The 18,000-nt window shown below is 42.8% G+C and carries 19 protein-coding genes; 5 read left to right on the forward strand and 14 right to left on the reverse strand.

The annotated features are described in order from the left end of the window. Positions 1-92: 92 nt before the first annotated feature. The 11 genes from NV381_RS05650 to NV381_RS05700 form a co-directional block, all read right to left on the reverse strand. Positions 93-884, reverse strand: coding sequence for a flagellar motor protein MotB (locus NV381_RS05650; RefSeq protein ID WP_258212296.1), 792 nt, complete (start codon positions 882-884; stop codon positions 93-95). A 2-nt stretch (positions 885-886) separates the two neighbouring features. Further along, positions 887-1,672, reverse strand: a complete 786-nt coding sequence (gene motA / locus NV381_RS05655; RefSeq protein WP_258212297.1) for a flagellar motor stator protein MotA — start codon at positions 1,670-1,672, stop codon at positions 887-889. A gap of 357 nt (positions 1,673-2,029) precedes the next feature. Continuing rightward, entirely contained in the window at positions 2,030-2,857 is an 828-nt protein-coding gene (coaW, locus tag NV381_RS05660) for a type II pantothenate kinase (RefSeq protein ID WP_258212298.1), read from the reverse strand. Between the two features lie 47 nt (positions 2,858-2,904). Continuing rightward, positions 2,905-3,435, reverse strand: a complete 531-nt coding sequence (locus NV381_RS05665) for a histidine phosphatase family protein (protein WP_258212299.1) — start codon at positions 3,433-3,435, stop codon at positions 2,905-2,907. Between the two features lie 12 nt (positions 3,436-3,447). Then, positions 3,448-4,332 carry a methyltransferase domain-containing protein gene (locus tag NV381_RS05670; RefSeq protein WP_258212300.1) on the reverse strand — a complete coding sequence of 295 codons (885 nt, stop codon included), beginning with the start codon at positions 4,330-4,332 and terminating at the stop codon, positions 3,448-3,450. Positions 4,333-4,977: 645 nt separating this feature from the next. Further along, positions 4,978-5,934 carry a 3'-5' exoribonuclease YhaM family protein gene (locus NV381_RS05675; RefSeq protein WP_258212301.1) on the reverse strand — a complete coding sequence of 319 codons (957 nt, stop codon included), beginning with the start codon at positions 5,932-5,934 and terminating at the stop codon, positions 4,978-4,980. A gap of 32 nt (positions 5,935-5,966) precedes the next feature. Beyond that, positions 5,967-6,233 carry a DUF1294 domain-containing protein gene (locus NV381_RS05680; protein WP_258212302.1) on the reverse strand — a complete coding sequence of 89 codons (267 nt, stop codon included), beginning with the start codon at positions 6,231-6,233 and terminating at the stop codon, positions 5,967-5,969. A 254-nt stretch (positions 6,234-6,487) separates the two neighbouring features. Then, on the reverse strand, positions 6,488-7,930 hold the full coding sequence (locus tag NV381_RS05685) for a nicotinate phosphoribosyltransferase (protein WP_258212303.1): 1,443 nt from the start codon (positions 7,928-7,930) through the stop codon (positions 6,488-6,490). 438 nt (positions 7,931-8,368) lie between these two features. Next, a complete protein-coding gene (locus tag NV381_RS05690; RefSeq protein ID WP_258212304.1) occupies positions 8,369-10,381 on the reverse strand; it encodes a penicillin-binding transpeptidase domain-containing protein in 2,013 nt (670 codons plus the stop codon). A 217-nt stretch (positions 10,382-10,598) separates the two neighbouring features. Further along, positions 10,599-11,267, reverse strand: coding sequence for a YdeI/OmpD-associated family protein (locus tag NV381_RS05695; protein WP_258212305.1), 669 nt, complete (start codon positions 11,265-11,267; stop codon positions 10,599-10,601). A 93-nt stretch (positions 11,268-11,360) separates the two neighbouring features. Then, a complete protein-coding gene (locus NV381_RS05700; protein ID WP_258212306.1) occupies positions 11,361-11,675 on the reverse strand; it encodes a Dabb family protein in 315 nt (104 codons plus the stop codon). Between the two features lie 165 nt (positions 11,676-11,840). Here NV381_RS05700 and NV381_RS05705 point away from each other — a divergent pair, with 165 nt between their 5' ends. Both NV381_RS05705 and NV381_RS05710 read left to right on the forward strand, forming a co-directional pair. Next, entirely contained in the window at positions 11,841-12,119 is a 279-nt protein-coding gene (locus NV381_RS05705) for a hypothetical protein (RefSeq protein ID WP_258212307.1), read from the forward strand. 238 nt (positions 12,120-12,357) lie between these two features. After that, on the forward strand, positions 12,358-12,618 hold the full coding sequence (locus NV381_RS05710; protein ID WP_258212308.1) for a YpbS family protein: 261 nt from the start codon (positions 12,358-12,360) through the stop codon (positions 12,616-12,618). Positions 12,619-12,725: 107 nt separating this feature from the next. Here the strand turns inward: NV381_RS05710 and NV381_RS05715 are convergent, their stop codons facing one another. Beyond that, a complete protein-coding gene (locus tag NV381_RS05715; protein ID WP_258212309.1) occupies positions 12,726-13,355 on the reverse strand; it encodes an NUDIX hydrolase in 630 nt (209 codons plus the stop codon). Between the two features lie 96 nt (positions 13,356-13,451). Then, the gene (gene fumC, locus NV381_RS05720; protein ID WP_258212310.1) at positions 13,452-14,846 is read right to left on the reverse strand and encodes a class II fumarate hydratase; all 1,395 of its coding nucleotides are present in this window, start codon (positions 14,844-14,846) and stop codon (positions 13,452-13,454) included. Between the two features lie 166 nt (positions 14,847-15,012). Here fumC and NV381_RS05725 point away from each other — a divergent pair, with 166 nt between their 5' ends. Beyond that, the gene (locus NV381_RS05725; RefSeq protein ID WP_258212311.1) at positions 15,013-15,765 is read left to right on the forward strand and encodes a PAS domain-containing protein; all 753 of its coding nucleotides are present in this window, start codon (positions 15,013-15,015) and stop codon (positions 15,763-15,765) included. 388 nt (positions 15,766-16,153) lie between these two features. Here the strand turns inward: NV381_RS05725 and NV381_RS05730 are convergent, their stop codons facing one another. After that, entirely contained in the window at positions 16,154-17,092 is a 939-nt protein-coding gene (locus NV381_RS05730) for an aldo/keto reductase (RefSeq protein ID WP_258212312.1), read from the reverse strand. A 227-nt stretch (positions 17,093-17,319) separates the two neighbouring features. Between NV381_RS05730 and NV381_RS05735 the strand changes: the two genes are divergently transcribed. Together NV381_RS05735 and NV381_RS05740 are read left to right on the forward strand one after the other, a co-directional pair. Continuing rightward, entirely contained in the window at positions 17,320-17,622 is a 303-nt protein-coding gene (locus tag NV381_RS05735; protein WP_258212313.1) for a hypothetical protein, read from the forward strand. A gap of 173 nt (positions 17,623-17,795) precedes the next feature. Next, positions 17,796-17,975, forward strand: a complete 180-nt coding sequence (locus NV381_RS05740; RefSeq protein WP_258212314.1) for a hypothetical protein — start codon at positions 17,796-17,798, stop codon at positions 17,973-17,975. The last annotated feature ends 25 nt before the right edge of the window (positions 17,976-18,000 follow it).

An 18,000-nucleotide genomic window follows, 5' to 3' on the forward strand; every position in this document is an offset into this window, starting at 1 on the left:
GGCTACTGCTCTTTAGCACAAGTCCTATAAAACTCAAAAAAAGATCCCTGTCTGTATGGCTCAAACAAGGATCTTTCGTATTCTTTTAACGACTATTCCGGAGCTTTAATATTCCGCACAACACTAACTTCTACGCGGCGGTTGTTGCCTCGGCCCTCAACGGTCGCGTTAGTGTCAACAGGACGGTATTCCCCATAGCCAGTGGAGCTAAAATAGGATGGGTCCAGCGTCTTCCTGGCCAGAACAACCTTCATGAAGTTCAATGCGCGCTTCGAACTCAAATCCCAATTATCGCTAAATTCACCCTTAGAAATAGGGATATTATCCGTGTAGCCCGCCACTTCGATTTGATACCCCGGGTATTGGCCGAGCATATCAGCGATAGCAATACCCAATTTCTGCGAATCTGCTTTAATAGCAGCCGAGCCTGAATCGAATAGCGCGTTATCACGAATTGTAATAACAAGTCTATCGTTAGTCAGCTTCGTTTCGAGCTCTGCCGCCAGCTTGTTATCGTTGATATAAGCGTCCAGCTTTTTCTTAAGCTCTTCGAGCTGCTGCTTTTCCTTCTCCAGCTGCTTCTGTTGCTTTTCTTTTTCCTCTTGCTTTTCTTTCGTGTTTTCCGATGTTTCATCTTGCTTGCTCTTATCAACATTCGGCGTTATATCCAGAGGAACAAGATTGGACGTTGCAAAGGGAGCGGAACCTCCGGTAAAGGCAGAATTAAGCGACTTCATAATAATGTCGTATTTCTTGGCATCCACCTTGCTGGAAGCGAACAGGATGATAAAGAGCGCCAGCAGCAAAGTAAGCAAATCAGCATAGGGGATTAGCCAGGATTCGTCTACATGTTCTTCATGATGCTCTTTCTTGTGTTTCTTCATGACTACACACCCTCGTTCGCAGCTGTTTCAGAATCACGTTGAGAAGTTGGAATAAACACCATTAGCTTCTGGCGGACAGCAACGGCTGAAATACCTGATTGTATGGATAGAATGCCTTCTACCATCATCATTTTGATTTCTACTTCTTTCTTCGATTTCTGCTTCAGTTTATTAGCAATAGGATGCCATAAAACATAACCGGTAAAGATCCCCAACAAAGTTGCTACAAAAGCCGCCGAAATCAAATGACCCAGCGCTTCAATTTCGTTCAGGTTGCCGAGCGCCGCTATAAGACCTACTACTGCGCCTAGTACCCCTAGGGTCGGAGCATAAGTGCCCGCTTGTGTAAAAATCAAAGCTCCGTTACGATGGCGATCTTCCATGGTTGAAATATCTTCAAGTAAAACATCTCTTACAAAATCCTCATCATTACCATCGATAATGAGACGCAATCCATTTCGCAAAAATGCATTCTCAATCTCATCAACCTTGCTCTCCAGAGCAAGCAAGCCTTCACGGCGAGTGATGCTCACCCATTCAACGAACATGTTGACCAAATCAAGCTTCGAAATCAGCTTTTGTTCTGTAAATGTCATCTTCAACAGCTTGGGAAACTTCTTCATCTCTTCTAACGAGAAGCCAATAAATAAAGAAGCCGCAGTTCCGCCAAAAATAATTAAGATCGCAGCAGGGTTTGCCAGAGCAACCAGACTCGCTCCTTTCAAAACCATACCAACACCTATCGAAATAATAGCAAGAATAATACCAATAATAGTAGATTTTTCCATGATAGATTCCTTCCGAATATGTAATAAATTCTAATAGAGACAGTTGGGTTGTTGCCGGACTTACTGAACCTCCAATCCTATTATTAATCACATCCGTTCTACGAAAGTTGGATTATAGGGTTAGCATTTTATCATTTCGACACATTTAGACATTTTCCTGCTTAACCCAATTAATTAATTGGGTAATTCAACCCAATATAAGTTTTTAACAGATGGAAGGCGAAAAAAACAAAGATGTACCACGCACTTATTAGGTCTTTTATACCATGACTAAGTCCTTTGTCGCCATAATATCCCGGTAAATTATCATTGTAAAATAGTGCTTAAAGGACTATTAATTTGTAAGCGTTTCATTTCTCACAAAGATAACCAAGCGCCGATAGCTCCGCTATAGGATCCGTTTTCCAAAAACACGGCTTCCGCTCCTCTGAGTTTGGTGTAACCCACAACGATATCCTGTAATAATTCATTGCTCACAAAAGATGATCCTATATACACAATACTGGAAACCCCGCACTGACCCGCTGCAAGAACACTGGCTGTAGTGACGGTTTCTCCAACAAGTCCCATCACTGAAGCTAACAAATCCGCGATATCTCTAGTGCTTGAACCATCAGTTCGTACATTGCCAAAATTGCTAGCTGTCAGATCGCCTGGAATAGGCGGCACGGCCCCTTCGTAAATATGGCTGACCTTTAAATCCACATGCTCCCTGTTGCCTTTTTTAGCGGTCTGGATAATTTCATTGTAATCCCCTATCCCCGTTAATAAGTAGGACAATCCTATCAGGCTCCCTCCCCCAACCCCGCTTCCGCCAAGTCGGTAGTGCTTATTCGTGTCTGCATAATGAATCGACGTTCCTGTTCCGCAATTTGTTAGAACGAAGGCTTCCGGTGCCCCCTCAACATCTTGCAATAAATACTGTACCCCTCTGCAAGTAGCATCGAACTCTACAATCGTGCTTACGTCATGCTGTGATAGACAGGATTGCAGAAGGGCTGCTTTGCCGCCGGTTATGCAAACCTTAGCCTCGGGAGCATGCTGCTTGATCCATGAGGCTGCTTCCCGAATCTGAGGGGATGGGAAATGGATATACTCCATCACCTCTTCTGACTCCGCTGCCCTGTAAGCTATTTTGATTAGAGTACCGCCAGCATCAATACCCATTTTCATAATTGGTTCCAATGAACAGTCGCCTCTTTCCATCCTTAGATGTCGATTATTAATTGACTCTATCCTTCGTATTTATATATTCCACAGTAATCAATTTCTTCTGAATGTGTCCCCAGCAGAGAGGCTATTACCATACCGTAACATACTACAATAATTTGGGAATACTCTTTATACCTGCTCAGCACTTCTTTAGTTCGTAAGAGCAGATCTTCTCTTGTTTCCCACAGTCTTGTCTCTCCAACCGGATATTTCCCATCATGAAGCATAAAATCGTTCCAGAGATCAGTTATTTCATCGACAGTTTGAGCTTGCCAGTTATCTGGAGTCCATTCATGCAAATCAAATTCAACCTGCAGCGGCAAACCTAACGTTCTGTTCATTACCGCGGCAGTCTGGAGAGATCGTGTGTACGGTGAAGAGAGAATGAGCTCACAGGTCTGTAATTCAACTTCCTTGCTCAGCAGCCCTTCTGCCTGTTTAATTCCTCTTTCGGTTAAAGGGACAAAATCTCTTCTTTGGCTGCTGAGCTGCCTTCTATCCTTAAGGCTCCAATCAGGCTCACCATGTCTCACCAAATAGTATAGGGTCATGAATCATTCCTCCTATATCGTATAGCTGACATACCAGAAGCTGTTTCCTGCAAACACCTTAAGCTGCTTAGCCATCGGTTTGAAGATGTCGTAGAGCTCTTCTTTGGAGTAATAATTTTTTACGATTTCGTGCCTGGAGCCATCCACTAGCTCTCGAAGCTTGAAGGTATCCTCGCAATCTTCTTTATAAACCAGTTCTCCCCCTCTTCCGCTAACATACACATTATCTGCCATAAAAACGTTAGCACCGGGGCCAAGTCGTTTGTGCAAGCCTGTTAAGAAGTCGTCCAGCTTATTTTTCGGGATATGAGAAAACCAAAAGTTAGCAAGAGCTCCATTAAAAACACCGGGAATAGAATCAAGCTCATAAGCATTTCCAATCAAAAAGCTGGCTTTATTTTGAGGTATTTGTTTGGCTTCTGCAATTTGCAGCACTTCGGGTCTAATATCCGTACCCGTAATGTGCTTGACAGCCACGGCGACAATTTGAGTCCAATAACCGGTACCACAAGCTATTTCAAGTACCGTCCTGTCAACAAGCGCATCCTTCATAGCTTTACCTATCAGTAAAAGCTCATTTTGATAATCGGGTTCATCCCGGTGGTATATCCTTTCATATTCAGCCGCGCGCAAACCATAATAGGTTTGTAATTTCGAGTTGTCTTGATTTATAGTTTGGATTCTCTCGGATAGTAAAGTTGATTCCTTTTGTTTGGTATCCAGGAGACTGGAAAAAATAGCGCTTCCCTGTGATTTATAGTTGGCTAGCAAGCTATGAGTCGCCATGACAATCACCTGGGTCATAGAGAGTCCAGTTTCTGCTGCCATGTGCTCCAGATCACTCTTCACCTTATCCGGCAAATATACAGATAATCGTTTGGTCTTATCCTCGGTCATAAGCCTTTGCCCCCTTAGATCATTTCAAATAAGTTAACATATATTATGTGTTAATTCAACCTATTTTATATGCTAAGCTTTATTTTGTTTACATAATAATTATTATGTAATCTTCAGACGGCTTGACCGAATTATTTTCGCAAATTACTGATCCTAATGCGGAAGTAATTGTTCCTTTATCACCTGAAAAGTCCAAAAATCAGAGTGATAAGGGAACAGCCCGTTCCGTTATTGCTCTGTTTTTGTGCATAAATGCTCCATTCCGCCAACATAACGGAATTCCCACTTCCGCTATCGCCCCAGATTGGAGGCGGCAGATGGAATAGCGGAACTCTCCGTTCCGCAAAAAATCCTCCAGGGCTCATCGCCGCTATCCATATAAAAATCCCCTTGATCATTGGTGCATTAAAGATCTTAAGAAGCTCTAATAGCTCTAACCCAAGCAAAGTAGGCAGGTTACTCGCTCATTCTTCATTCGCGTCTCAGCGGTAGCTTTTCTTGCAATATTTAGAAAGGTGAACCTCCGGTTCAAACTTATACGTTCTAACTATTATAAAGAAATAAGGAGGGAAGGATGCCCAAGCATCTTCCTCTCCTTACTTATGAAGCCAACTACTTAGTATGTTTATCCTTCCGCATGGGAATTTACCACTTCATACGGTAAACAGGCTTATTTTCCAATCCTCGAATGAGAGGTGTCCAGCTTTCAGTGTCAGGCAATACATCAATGGCATCCTCCACCATTTGCAGCTTGGCGTCCAATGCGTCAATATGATGCAGAGCTACCGCTTCCGCTGTCTGAGGCTGGACCGGGCTGCCCCATTCTCCCAAGTTGTGATGAGATAATACTAAATGCTGCAAAGCAAGCACACGCTCCGATTGTAGATCAATATCACATCGAATAGCCGCCTCTGTGATCCAACTGGACGCCATAGCGATATGTCCTAATAATTTGCCTTGAACGCTATACTCCGACACTATTCCCATCTGGGCAATCATTTCCTCCGGCTTAGCTATATCATGTAAGATTATACCAGCTTTAAGCAAATCCGCATTCAAAAAAGGCCGCTGCTTGCAAATAAAATCTCCAATTTCCAGCATCCGTACCATATGATAAGCCAAACCTGCGAAGTAAGCATGGTGATGGGTTTTAGCCGCTGGATAATGCATTAGCTTTTCTTCCACTTTGGAAACACAATAAGCAACGATCTTTTTAATTTCCAAGTCAGTTATGTCTTCAAGCACTTGTTTAATGGTATATACGAGATCTATAGGAAGAATTGGCGCAGACCGAATAAAATCGGTAAGCGTTATGCCATCATCATCGTTTGCTTTACGGATTTTGGTTATTTTCACTTGCAGCTTTTCCCTGTATGTATGCGCAATTCCTTGAACCTTCACAAGTCCCATAGGGAAAAAAGTTTCCTTGTCAGTTGTAGTAACATCCCAATATTTAGCTGAAATCTGACCACTCGAATCGCATAAGACAATGTCAAAATAATCCTTCGCAGGAGTCCCGTTCGTTTGCTTAACCTCCAGCTCCTTCAATAAATAAAAGCCGACGAATTCATCCTGATGATTGAGACTTCTAATAATACTCATATGCTTACCTCCGAAATTTTAAAAATTTATAATTAAGCCCATAATTTAAAGTAGTAGAAAATGACAACATGCAGCAGTAAAAATAAAGGAATGCCAATTACAAAAGACTTATGCTTCGTTTTATGTCGAAATAACCTCATAGCCAGCCACGCGCCGGCAGCCCCGCCTATAGCAGCAAACATAAACAGCTGTTTTTCAGGAATGCGTCTTGCTTTGTGTCTTGCTCTCGATTTATCCAGTCCCATGCTAACAAAAGCTACTACATTTACCAAAATTAGATATGCATAAATCAACTTCAATTTTACTCACCTTCCTCAACGTTCCCCTACTAGACTATAAATCAATATGTTCCTCTTGGGAAGTCATGCAACTGGTTTATCACAATTTCAATGGACTAAAAGTCAATCAGCTGCCCTTTCATAGACACATGTTTAGCCGAAAGACTTAACTCATGGTGGAATGCTGCGTGAAATCAAAACTTACTTCAACGACAAATAAGATTACATAACAAATGTTATGTAATCTTATTTGCGAGACCTTCATATATATCCCCTTACTTCGTATGCTTATGAATTAATTCTATCTTTAACTCCCATGCCTTTGTACTGAAATCAACCAAATATTTAGCCGGATTCAACTTCCGCAAAAACTCCGGCCAGAACAGGCTCATCTGTTGTTGATGATACTCCCTTATTTGCTGTAAATCAGGCAAGCGGTAAACTTGCTGTCCGTTTACAAAGATTGGCCGCAGAAGCGGGATAGCCTCATACTGCTCAATGTATTTGTACAAGTAAGGATGAACTTTGTCATACAGCTTCAATCTCTCCCCCATCATTACCTCTGGCTCACCGGTTAATGCCACATAATCAGCTTCCGCTTTACCAGTTTCACGGCTGATCAGTCGGAAGACATCCTTTATCCCAGGTGTAGAAACCTTCTCCGGATTTCCAGAAATTTTAATGACGGGGATCATCTCCCCATCCTTTTCTCTCGCAACTAACTTGTATACCCCACCTAACGCTGGTTGATCCGCTGCCGTAATAAGCTGTGTTCCGACACCCCAGCTATCAATTTGTGCCCCCTGCGATTTCAAGTTAAAAATAATGTTCTCATCCAGATCGTTTGATGCCACAATTTTGACATAGGATAATCCTGCATCATCAAGCATGGTACGTGCTGTCTTGGATAAATAAGCCAAGTCCCCGCTATCCAATCGAATACCGCCCATACGTTTACCTTGCTGTTCCATTGTTTGGGCCACTTGAATGGCATGAGGGACTCCGCTTTTCAATGTATCATATGTATCAACAAGCAGCGTTACCTGATCAGGCAGCGCCGCGGCATAACGGTAGAACGATTCTTCCTCGCTATCGTGATCCTGTACCCATGAGTGAGCATGTGTTCCTTTGGCTGGGATGCCGAACAGCATACCGGCTCGCATATTAGATGTCGCATTGAAGCCAGCTATGTAAGCTGCACGTGCTCCCCAGACCGCAGCATCTGCCTCCTGAGCTCTTCTGGTGCCAAATTCCATCAATATATCATCAGGTGCAACTTGACGAATACGCGAAGCTTTGGTTGCAATGAGAGTTTGAAAATTCATGAAATTCAAAATCGCAGTTTCGAGCAGCTGCGCTTCGAATATTCGGCCCTCAACACGGATAAGCGGCTCGTTGGGAAACACAATTGTCCCCTCTTCTACAGCGTGCAAATGCCCGGTAAACCGAAACTCTCTCAGCGCCTCGAGAAATCGCGGATCGTAATTCTCCTCTTGCTCCCTCAAATACTGAATACACTCATCATCGAACTGCAAGCTGTTCACATATTCTACAATCCTCTGCACACCAGCAAAAACAGCATACCCATTACCAAATGGCAGCTTGCGAAAAAACACCTCAAACACAGCTTGGCTATCATGTGTCCCGTGAATCCAGTGTGCATACATCATATTGATCTGATATTTATCCGTGTGCAAAGTTAAATTATTATAATTCATCGCTCATCAATCCTTTCAACTACAATACCATTGCTTCAAGCATTCCGAGAAATGCAGCAGTCTATTCGTAATTAGAATGCCACAGAAACTAACACATCACAATCTGTCGATTTGATTCCAAGCAAAAATCCCTCCAAGCAGGATCGTCTGAAGAACTTACCAGCCAATTTCCTGTTACAAGAGGGATTGCAAATGTTAAACTACACTATCGCCCACCGCTGCAATCGTTTCTTTTCCCTCAAAGACCCTAACTTTCGCCCATCGGGCTGATAAAACCGTTCATTTAAACTATTCTTAAAATAAAAAAAAGCCTTTTCCAAAGTCCAAGAACTGTGGAAAAAGCAATCGTATTTAAATATATTAATATTTAATATTATTAATCAATATATTTATTAACTTCATTTGATATTAACTACATTAATTAATTTTTACGTGCTCTCATTCCTTAACAAATAACTTGAAAATCGAGCTGATTTTAGTGGATAGAGCATGACTGCCACCGCGATTTTGCACATCCTCCATCATAAGTGCCAAAAGAAGCTGAGGTTTTTTAACATTGTAAGCAACGAACCACCCTACTTCCTTCCCATCCATGCCTTTATTTTGCTTCAATTCAGCTGTTCCAGTTTTACCCGCAAGTGTCAGTCCTTTTATTTGCGCTCCGCGGCCTGTTCCTTGTGGATGCTCTATAACTTGTATTAAGTCCTGCTGCAGGAGAGCTGCAACTGGTGGAAACATAACAGACTTCTTCCAAACATCTGCCTTCGTAGATAGGCCGGGTGTATCCATCAGCAGCTTCGGAGCTATCAGGTCTCCCTGATTGATGAAGGGTGTGTAAGCCAATGCTACATGAAGAGGATTCATTTGAATCTCCCCTTGCCCGTAACCGGAATCGGCTAATTGAATATCATTTTTCATGGTTTTGTTAACCAAGGTGGAAGTGTCCAATGGGTAAGGAATAGGAAGCTTTTCTCCCAATCCGAACTTCCCCGCCTCCTGCATAAAGCTCTCTGTCCCCATGTCCAATGCGGCTTGAGCAAAATAAATATTATCGGAGTAAAGAAGTGCCTTTTGCAGATTCACCTGAGTTGCCACTTGCGAAACTCTTGTCACCTCATAATTTCCCCAAGATGCATCTTTCTTCCAATGAAGGCCTTGAATTTCACGTAGTTGTTCGGGATCCATTGTTTTGGTTTGCAGACCCATTGCAGCAGTGAGCGGCTTAAATGCAGAACCGGGCGAGAAGGTACGGGCAAATCGGTTCAATAACGGCTTAGCCGGGTTCTCACTCCACTCCTTCCACTGACCGGCAGAGACCCCTGCCACAAAAGCATTAGGATCATACGAAGGCGAGCTTACAAGCGCCAATACTTCTCCTGTAATAGGGTGAAGCGCAGCTCCCGCTCCTGCACTTGAGTTCAATTGCTGATATATCTCCATTTGCAGCTCTGCATCTATAGTAAGTGTGATGTCCTCTCCGTTTCGCGCATCCCGTTTTACAACATTTACTTTCTCTTTGCCATTCGCGTCGGCTATATAGATTCGTCCCCCATCTTTACCCTTTAAACGCTCCTCCAGCACCTGTTCCAAGCCTGCCTTGCCGATGTCATCATCGATCTGATAGCCTTTATCTTTGTAGATCGCCCATTCCTCTTGAGTTAGTTTCCCAATATAACCAATCAGATGAGCTGCCGCTTCTTGAAACGGATAAAAACGGACTTTTTTCGTTTGGAAGGAAACTCCAGGAATTGCAGTGGCTGCTGCTAGACGCTTATCTGACCGGGAAAGCAAAGCAACTGGAACGAAGTATTCCGGCTTCACCCAAGTTGCATTTCTTTTTTTATCTATATCTTCCATATTTATTTTCAAAAGATCCGCCAGTTGCTGGAGTGCTTGTGAAGGGGGATTCGGCAAACGATTAGGTATGATGCCAACCTCCGCCCTTTCCTCATTAATTGCCAAGCCTTTCCCATTACGGTCTGCAATTTCACCGCGAATCGCTTTGATTTGCTGTACTCTCACCTTGTCCCCTTCCTTCAGAGAAGGAAACAACAGCGATGGGCTCCAGTCCAAACGCCAGACATTGCTCTCCATAATCATGATAGCAGGCTCGCCAAAAGCTACCGGTCCCGCAAACGTCTCCATCTGAACAGTGATTGGATGCTTCACGGGTTCTTTACCTGTTTCCTGTTTATTTTTACTTGCAGTATCCTGCGTTTGGGGCACGAGCTTAATGGTCAAACCTCTAGCAGAGACTCCTTCATAAATCGATTGATGCCTCTTTGTAAAAGCCTCTTGTGTTATAACCGTTTTAGCTTTGTCGCTAAGCATCGAGTACATAGCATCATAATCACCTTTTTCCCAGACTGTTATGTATTGTCGCAGTACTTCCTCCGAGGTTGGTCCTTTTTCCTTGCAGCCGGCAACTATGGCCATAGCAGTTATCAGCATTAGAATCGTAATCGCATGTTTTGTTATCTCGGTATGCCCCTTCCATTTTAGCTTCAGTTTATATTAGCCTAATTGGTTTCCCTATAACATGAAGAAACAGTCATATTTACATGATGAATCACTAACGGCCAACGCCAGATATCCCGTCACAATTGCATTAAAAAAGCTCTCCTCCCCCAACATATTTCGAGGACGAGAGCATCATTATTCTTTTTCACTATGCTTTTATAAAAGGGGATTTAATGCCTTCCCTAAGCTTTTCAAGCGATTTTGCAACTCTACTAGTCCGGGTTTCTTCCCTTTTCGCATCCGTTACCCATCGCACATATTCTTTACGGCTAGTGAATGACAACCCGTCAAAAAACTCCTTAGCCTGAGGATTCTCATTCAACACATGCTGCAAATCGTCAGGAATCTCCAATGTACGTTCATGGGTTGGAATAACGGCAGTCCCCACGGCCCCTACGGCTCTCCGTTCGCGCCTTGCGCCCGTACTTTTAACCAAATCTATAAGGCGAAACCTCATCGCCGACCAGGTTTCATCGATAGAAACTAAAGCCACACCTTCATAGCCGGCTTCGGAAATGACCTTCCAGCCTTCATCTCTGCTAAGATCCGTTTTTATCTTGGAGCTTTTCTTCGGATAAGTAATCCATAAAAGAGCATCGTATTTAACTGCATGTATGGCAAGAGGAGCGAATTCCTCCAGCTCAGCTGCACTTCGTACAAAGAGATGAACCAAATCATAAGTACCTTCCGGTTGACTATCAAGCGAAGTATGTTCCGGTAAAGGTATTAATCGTTCCGTATAGCCTGCCGGCGCATTTAAAAGCAAAATCCGTTGTCCGCTTTGAATTCTTAGTTTTTTGAATAATTCAGCTTCCATTAGCTTCAACTCCTTTAATGCCCCTTGTCCGCTTTATCAGCTTAAAAACTCCTGCTGCTGGTTAATATTTCTATATAGGCTGATCCGGTTAGTCTACAATTCTGACTCTAGCTGAAGGTCGATTTCAAGGAATCGAGTGACTTCTTTCTCCCAACGATTCTTAACATAGTCGACATGAACCGGATGAATGTTATAAGCCGAATAGTCAGCACTGTCTGCAAATACCATTGAAAATCCAAAATCATAATCATTTTTCCCGCTTACTTGACGGAAAACCTCAAACTGTTGTACTTGAGGAATAGCTGCGAGAATAGCTTGGCTTTCCTGAAGAAATAACTTTGCTTCTCTTGTACCCACCTCATGCTTCAAATTGAAAATAACCATATGTTTAATTGCTTGTCCTGACATTTATCCAACCTCCGATTCGAAAATAATACATTCAATACCCATTATTATAACACATCTCAACTTCCTGTTAGCCTGTCTTAGCATCATTAAAAAAGAGGCTGGAAATACTGATTAAATAATGATACATTTAGTATCAAATCATGTGTATGGGAGGTCGCAATTCTTATGGATCGGTGGAAGAAATGGTTACTTTGCATCTTTGCAGCAGGACTGATCATAACGGGCTGGAACACATGGAAGTTCCAATCCACACTTCATTATGAATTTATCCCCCACCATTTTCCGGCCAAAACGAGTTCGCTTCAACCCGATATTCCGAATGATGGCTCCAGCTACAGCATCCAGCTTGCCCGCGAAAAGCGGCTAAAGCAGCAAAGCTCCGCCGATCGTGTGATAGCTCCAATGTCTGATTCCGAGAATCTGACAAAAACTCGGTCCAAGTAGACATACATCGATTATCGTTCCGACAATATTTATGCTCACCTTTGATATAGGCACCTCAATCGACATCAATGATACAAAAAGTATCATTGATGTCTTAGCACAACCCTTTTTGGCATATGGAGTAAGAACCTTGCCGAAAGCTGGCGAAGCTTATTTTTTTGAACTGCATCTTGCCCGAACAGACCCATACGTAGTATCATAACTACCAACATATTATTTAATAAAGGAGCTTTGTCTCATGTCCGTTCATGAAGCTATTACAAGTCATACTCGTAAAATGCATTCCCATCTGGAGGTATTCCAAGAACTCGATAATCAGCGTGAAGAAGCTATCGAGCATGTCATTTCCTTATGTGCATCCGGCCAGCCATTCACTGTCGATGCCATCAACAGGATTACCACCAGTATCAATGAGCATGCAAAGCATGGAATCTCTCCAACACGTCCCTATGTTACACCAAGCATGGTTGAACAATACATCAACCGTACTTCTCGTTAATAGTCATTCCAACAGCTTAATCATTCATTTGACGAACCCAACAAAAAGCTCTGAACAGGACAATAACCTGAACAGAGCTTTTCCTATTCTTTCAAAAAAAGTAGCTGTCATTTCTCTGCTATTTTTAACATCATTTCATAATAAGTAGAAGAACGGGGCACAAAATCACTACGATTGAACAAACGTTCCGATAACTCCAATATTCCTTCTTCATTGGTCTCCACTCCAACGGCATGGATCTTGTCTTCCCCGTTATTCTGCTCGGCTAATCGTTTAACATCCTCTATAGAGACACGGTACAACCCCGTCAACTCATCCGCTTGAAGCTTATAGGAATCGAGGGGTTGATTGGAGCGGTATACAAATATATGGCAAATCTCACGGTCTATCAACCCGTCTGCCAGCCTTTTCTCATCTAACAAAACACCGCATGGCTCAAGCGATCCGAAAGCAACCGATATCCCAAGCTCCTCTTCAAGTTCACGGTTACCCTCCTCTATCCCTTCACCGGCAAGAAGGTGGCCTGCACAGGAGATGTCGAGCAAGCCGGGAAACGTATCTTTTTGCGGATGCCTTTTTTGAAACAACAGTGCTCTATCCCCATCCTGCTCATTTACAATCCAGCACTGAAAGGTGCGATGCCATAAGCCTTGAGCATGCACCTCTGTGCGGCTTGCAGTGCCAATCGGCTTCAAATGCTCGTCATAAATATCAAAAACCTCTTCAACTTGTGCCATATCTTAACTCCTTACAGCTATTGACAACTTCTATAGCTCCCATTATACGTGCAATTGATTAAACTCTCTTTTTACGAACCCTTATTATAAAAGAGTCTAACTTAATTTCTCAGGGTGAATCATGTCCTCGGGCCGAACAAAAGTATCAAACTGTTCTTCCGTCAGAAGACCGCTGCGCAGCGCGGCTTCCTTAAGGGATAAGCCCTGCTTGTGAGCCGTCTTCGCGATGGAAGCCGCATTCTCGTATCCTATGTGGGGATTCAAAGCTGTAACGAGCATTAATGACTGCTCCAGATACCTCTGAATTACTGCCCGATTCGGCTCTATTCCCACTGCACAATGCTCATTGAATGAAGTCATAGTATCTGTCAGCAATCTGGTTGATTGGAGAAAATTATATATAATGACCGGCTTGAATACATTGAGCTCAAAATTACCTTGACTGGCAGCAAAACCAATCGTCGCATCGTTGCCCATTACCTGGCAAGCTACCATGGTCATAGCCTCGCTTTGTGTAGGATTGACTTTACCCGGCATAATCGAGCTGCCCGGTTCGTTCTCCGGGATAGAGATTTCTCCGATACCGCAACGGGGACCGCTTGCCAGCCAGCGAACATCATTGGCTATCTTCATCAAATCCGCCGCAAGCGCTTTGAGCGCCCCATGTGCAAAAACAACCTGATCATGGCTTGTTAGAGAGTGAAATTTATTGTCGGAGGAAACAAATGCCTTCCCGCTTCCCTTGCTGATTTCCTCAGCTGCAAATTCGCCAAACCGGGGATGGGCATTCAAACCGGTACCTACGGCAGTGCCACCTATGGCGAGCTCCTTCATTGTGCCGATGCTATCTGCAATCATACGCCCTGTCTTATCCAGCATCGCCCACCAACCGCTGATCTCTTGTCCTAATGTCAAAGGAGTTGCATCCTGCAGATGAGTGCGGCCGATTTTTACAATATCAGCGAAAGCCTCCATCTTCTGACGCAGTGTTTCTTTAAGCTCCTCCAGTGCCGGCAGGAGCCGATTCTCGACCGCTAGAACTCCCGCTACATGTAAGGCTGTCGGAAAGGTGTCATTCGAGCTCTGGGACCTGTTTACATCATCATTAGGATGTATTCTGGTCTTGCTCCCCTTCGCATCCAGAAGCTGATTGGCGCGATGAGCAATGACTTCGTTGACATTCATATTGGACTGTGTGCCACTCCCTGTCTGCCATACAACCAACGGGAAATGCGCATCCCATTTGCCTTCCATAATTTCATCAGCCGCCGCAACGATTGCCTCTGCTTTTTCCTGCTCCAGCTTACCTAGCCTTTGATTTGCTAAAGCAGCCGATTTCTTGAGTAAGGCAAACGCCTGTACGACCTCTAGCGGCATAAGCTCCGTACCTATCCGGAAATTTTCGCGGCTCCGTTGAGTTTGGGCCCCCCACAGCTTATCTGCGGGAACTTGTATTTCTCCCATTGTATCGCGTTCTAATCTGTAATCCATTCCCAGTGCACCTCCGTTATAGTACTCATTTTATTATACCCAGTTATTGTTCGATTCTGTTGGAAAAAACTTCTATGAAATTTCGTGCTACAAAACGGTTTCAAATGCGTATTTATTGTGTAAATAGTTTAATAGCACTACATTACGGGGGAGGAATATTATACCAATGTACACCTTAGAGAGCCGTTTCACAGAAGCATTAGAAGGTATGTATTACACTTTCGAAGATGAAGACAACGAAACAAAATTTATAGAGTTGAACAATGCTTTTTCCAAATTGATAGGCATTTCTAAATCTGAGCTGCTCGTCATGAATCCAGACGCTCTATACGTGCCCGAATCTTCTAAAAAACAAATACTGAAAAAACAACGCCTTCAGCAAAAAGGTTATTTATTTTCAGAAGAACAGCTTCTTGGACACAATGGTGTTAGATTGAACGTTGAAGTACACAGCAGTAAGGTACACTGGGGTAACAAGGAAATATATTTCCACGTTGTCAAAGAGATCTCCGAGAGAAAATGGGTTGCCAGCCAGGTTCGAAACAAACCTGTCTTAGCATCCGGCGTGTTGGATGAGCATATGAACATTTGCACCATTCATAATCATTATGAGCCGCTGCCATTCATACTGGAAGCAGGTATGCCCGGCGCTTCCCTCTTTTCTTATATAGACGAAGCCGATTTAATAAAGGTCAAACGCAGCGTCTCCAAGGCCATTGAATATAGGCAAGAAAAGCAGGTCGCCTTCCAAACCATAGGATTATATGCCGCTGGACCTGTAAAGCTCCGGGTTATTGTTAAACCGCTTGTAAACGGCAGCAATGAAATTATTAAAGTCGCTTTTGTACTGGTTAGAGCAGAAGGGTTTGGAGTCTTTAATGAATCCCTGGTTCCTCCATTACTGTTAGCTTGTCTATGATTAACCTTGGTTACGAATCGTTATTCTTTTAAAAACAACGGATGATCCTCCATTTGAGACTCATCCGTTGTTTAATCAGAAACTATTTATTGCTTTATTACTTGAAAGGTAGTATACTGAATAAATTGTATCAAAATCAAGCAACCCCTCCATCAAATTTCCTCGGTTCGCTTTTTTGTACTACCACCCATAAAAATCACTAAAATTCCAACAACCCTAAGAGTTTTATAATCGTGTTACTGATCCACACTGGCGCGGTCTAGGAGCCGCAAGGATGAAAGAGAGGTAGGGCTTTCGTTGTTTTAGTACTCAGTCAGTGTTTTTTATGAAAAGGCAGTTATAGCAATGAGCTAATTGATACAATTTCAGATTCTGGATAGAGCCCAGTTTATTGAGCGTCTATATCAGCAATTACTTTACGGCTTGTGGTTTCCAAAGCAGTTAATTCTTCAGAAGTTAGATGAATGTCAACAGCTTCGACATTTTCCTTCATATGATTAATGCTTTGGGAGCCTACAATAGCTGTAGTTAGAGCATCCTGATGCAGCAGCCAGCTAATAGCAACCTGAGAGATGGCTTTATTTTTTGCTTCAGCAATATCTTTAAGCAGTACGATCAATTCCCTAGATTTTTCCATATGCTCCGGATAGAACAACCGCCTTTTGCTCCGGAAATCATCCTCTTCCAATTGTTTACCACCCAGATGAAATGCACCCGTTAATATACCCTTTGCAATAGAGCTGTAGCTCATTATACCGATATTCTCTTGAACACAATAAGGAACGATATCTTCTTCGATAGACCGATGCAGTAAACTGTATTCAGGCTGAATAACGTCAATTTGTGCGTAGTTTGATGCTTCCTTCAACTGTTCTAACGAGAAATTAGACACTCCGATAGCACGAATTAAGCCTTCTTCCTTCAGCTTATTAAATTCACCTAAGGTTTCGGATACTGGAATCTCAAAGCTTGGCCAATGTATGTAATAAATATCAATATAGTCCGTTTTCAAACGATTCAAGCTGCTTTCTGCCGAACGACGAACATCCGCTGGTGCCAGATTTGCCCGGCTCACTTTGGTTGAAATGATAGTATCCTTGCGCTTTCCTTCCAAAGCGGCGCCGACCACTTCTTCAGAATGGCCTGCTCCATAACCCTCTGCCGTATCAAAGGTAGTAATTCCCATCTCAAAAGCAGCCTGGATCGCCTTAATATTGTTATCATCGCTTGTAAACTCCCAAGGTCCACCACCAAGCTCCCAGCAGCCAAAAGTAATCTTCGAAACCTGAATATCTGTTTTGCCCAATGCTGTTGTCTTCAAGTGCATTCTCTCCCTCATATGAAAAACTTTACACGCAGAACAGCCATTATATGAATCAGCTTGCTGCGATAGTTCTATCATAACCAACTCAAGAGCATTTTTCCAATTATAGAGACAGGTTGTCGAAAATAAATATATATTGACAAGCTTTGTAAAGTATTGACGAATGTGTGACCTCCAGTTAAAATGATTGGGTACTACCATTTACATAATAATCCAGTGAGGTGATGTTTATGAGTACTGAAATTCCTTATCAACAAGCTGCCGCTAACTATCAGAATCCTTATAGTCAACAAGCATCCGTGATGTCAGTCAAGGATTGGATTTTAACCTTTATCGTAACTGCTATTCCTGTTGTTAATATCATCATGCTATTTATTTGGGCATTTGGCGACAGCGCTAATCCGAATAAGAAAAACTATTCTAAAGCAACGTTACTCCTGGCCGCTATTCTAATTGTAATATATGCTTTGTTCTTTGTTCTTTTCGTTGTTATTCTGGGAGCCGGCCTATCCGGTATAACTTCGGAGCTTTAATACGATTGCGAAGAGAGCCTGATGGATATCAGGCTTTTTTTGACGTTAATATGGGCTACAGCCGGGCTTGGTGTGAGGCTGTTGGTATTATTTTATTGTAAACATGTATATAAGCGCTATGTAGTGAGACATTAGTAGTTAAGTACTATAGCTGAGAAGGAGCGGGATAACAGATGGAAGAACAATATCAGTCACAGCAAAATGAACTGCAATCAGACGAGAATACATTCGCTGCTGAGGGGAGATCGATAACACAAGAGCAGCTAAGCGATATGTTCTTTGCAGGTACTAGTGATGGTCTAGTACAACTGGAAAACCGTACAATTGAACTAAAACAGAACAACAATAAATAGAAAAAAACGTTTTCCATACATTAAA

The sequence above is a fragment of the Paenibacillus radicis (ex Xue et al. 2023) genome (assembly GCF_024722015.1).
Lineage (GTDB): Bacteria > Bacillota > Bacilli > Paenibacillales > NBRC-103111 > Paenibacillus_S.

Bases quoted from the DNA above. Each gene is read 5' to 3' on its own strand.
- NV381_RS05650 (WP_258212296.1), bottom strand. From the start codon at position 884: ATGAAGAAACACAAGAAAGAGCATCATGAAGAACATGTAGACGAATCC.
- motA (WP_258212297.1), bottom strand. From the start codon at position 1,672: ATGGAAAAATCTACTATTATTGGTATTATTCTTGCTATTATTTCGATA.
- NV381_RS05690 (WP_258212304.1), bottom strand. From the start codon at position 10,381: ATGCTGATAACTGCTATGGCCATAGTTGCCGGCTGCAAGGAAAAAGGA.
- NV381_RS05665 (WP_258212299.1), bottom strand. From the start codon at position 3,435: ATGACCCTATACTATTTGGTGAGACATGGTGAGCCTGATTGGAGCCTT.
- NV381_RS05675 (WP_258212301.1), bottom strand. From the start codon at position 5,934: ATGAGTATTATTAGAAGTCTCAATCATCAGGATGAATTCGTCGGCTTT.
- fumC (WP_258212310.1), bottom strand. From the start codon at position 14,846: ATGGATTACAGATTAGAACGCGATACAATGGGAGAAATACAAGTTCCC.
- NV381_RS05705 (WP_258212307.1), top strand. From the start codon at position 11,841: ATGGATCGGTGGAAGAAATGGTTACTTTGCATCTTTGCAGCAGGACTG.
- NV381_RS05670 (WP_258212300.1), bottom strand. From the start codon at position 4,332: ATGACCGAGGATAAGACCAAACGATTATCTGTATATTTGCCGGATAAG.
- NV381_RS05725 (WP_258212311.1), top strand. From the start codon at position 15,013: ATGTACACCTTAGAGAGCCGTTTCACAGAAGCATTAGAAGGTATGTAT.
- NV381_RS05715 (WP_258212309.1), bottom strand. From the start codon at position 13,355: ATGGCACAAGTTGAAGAGGTTTTTGATATTTATGACGAGCATTTGAAG.
- NV381_RS05695 (WP_258212305.1), bottom strand. From the start codon at position 11,267: ATGGAAGCTGAATTATTCAAAAAACTAAGAATTCAAAGCGGACAACGG.
- NV381_RS05740 (WP_258212314.1), top strand. From the start codon at position 17,796: ATGGAAGAACAATATCAGTCACAGCAAAATGAACTGCAATCAGACGAG.
- NV381_RS05735 (WP_258212313.1), top strand. From the start codon at position 17,320: ATGAGTACTGAAATTCCTTATCAACAAGCTGCCGCTAACTATCAGAAT.
- NV381_RS05685 (WP_258212303.1), bottom strand. From the start codon at position 7,930: ATGAATTATAATAATTTAACTTTGCACACGGATAAATATCAGATCAAT.
- NV381_RS05710 (WP_258212308.1), top strand. From the start codon at position 12,358: ATGTCCGTTCATGAAGCTATTACAAGTCATACTCGTAAAATGCATTCC.
- NV381_RS05730 (WP_258212312.1), bottom strand. From the start codon at position 17,092: ATGCACTTGAAGACAACAGCATTGGGCAAAACAGATATTCAGGTTTCG.
- NV381_RS05700 (WP_258212306.1), bottom strand. From the start codon at position 11,675: ATGTCAGGACAAGCAATTAAACATATGGTTATTTTCAATTTGAAGCAT.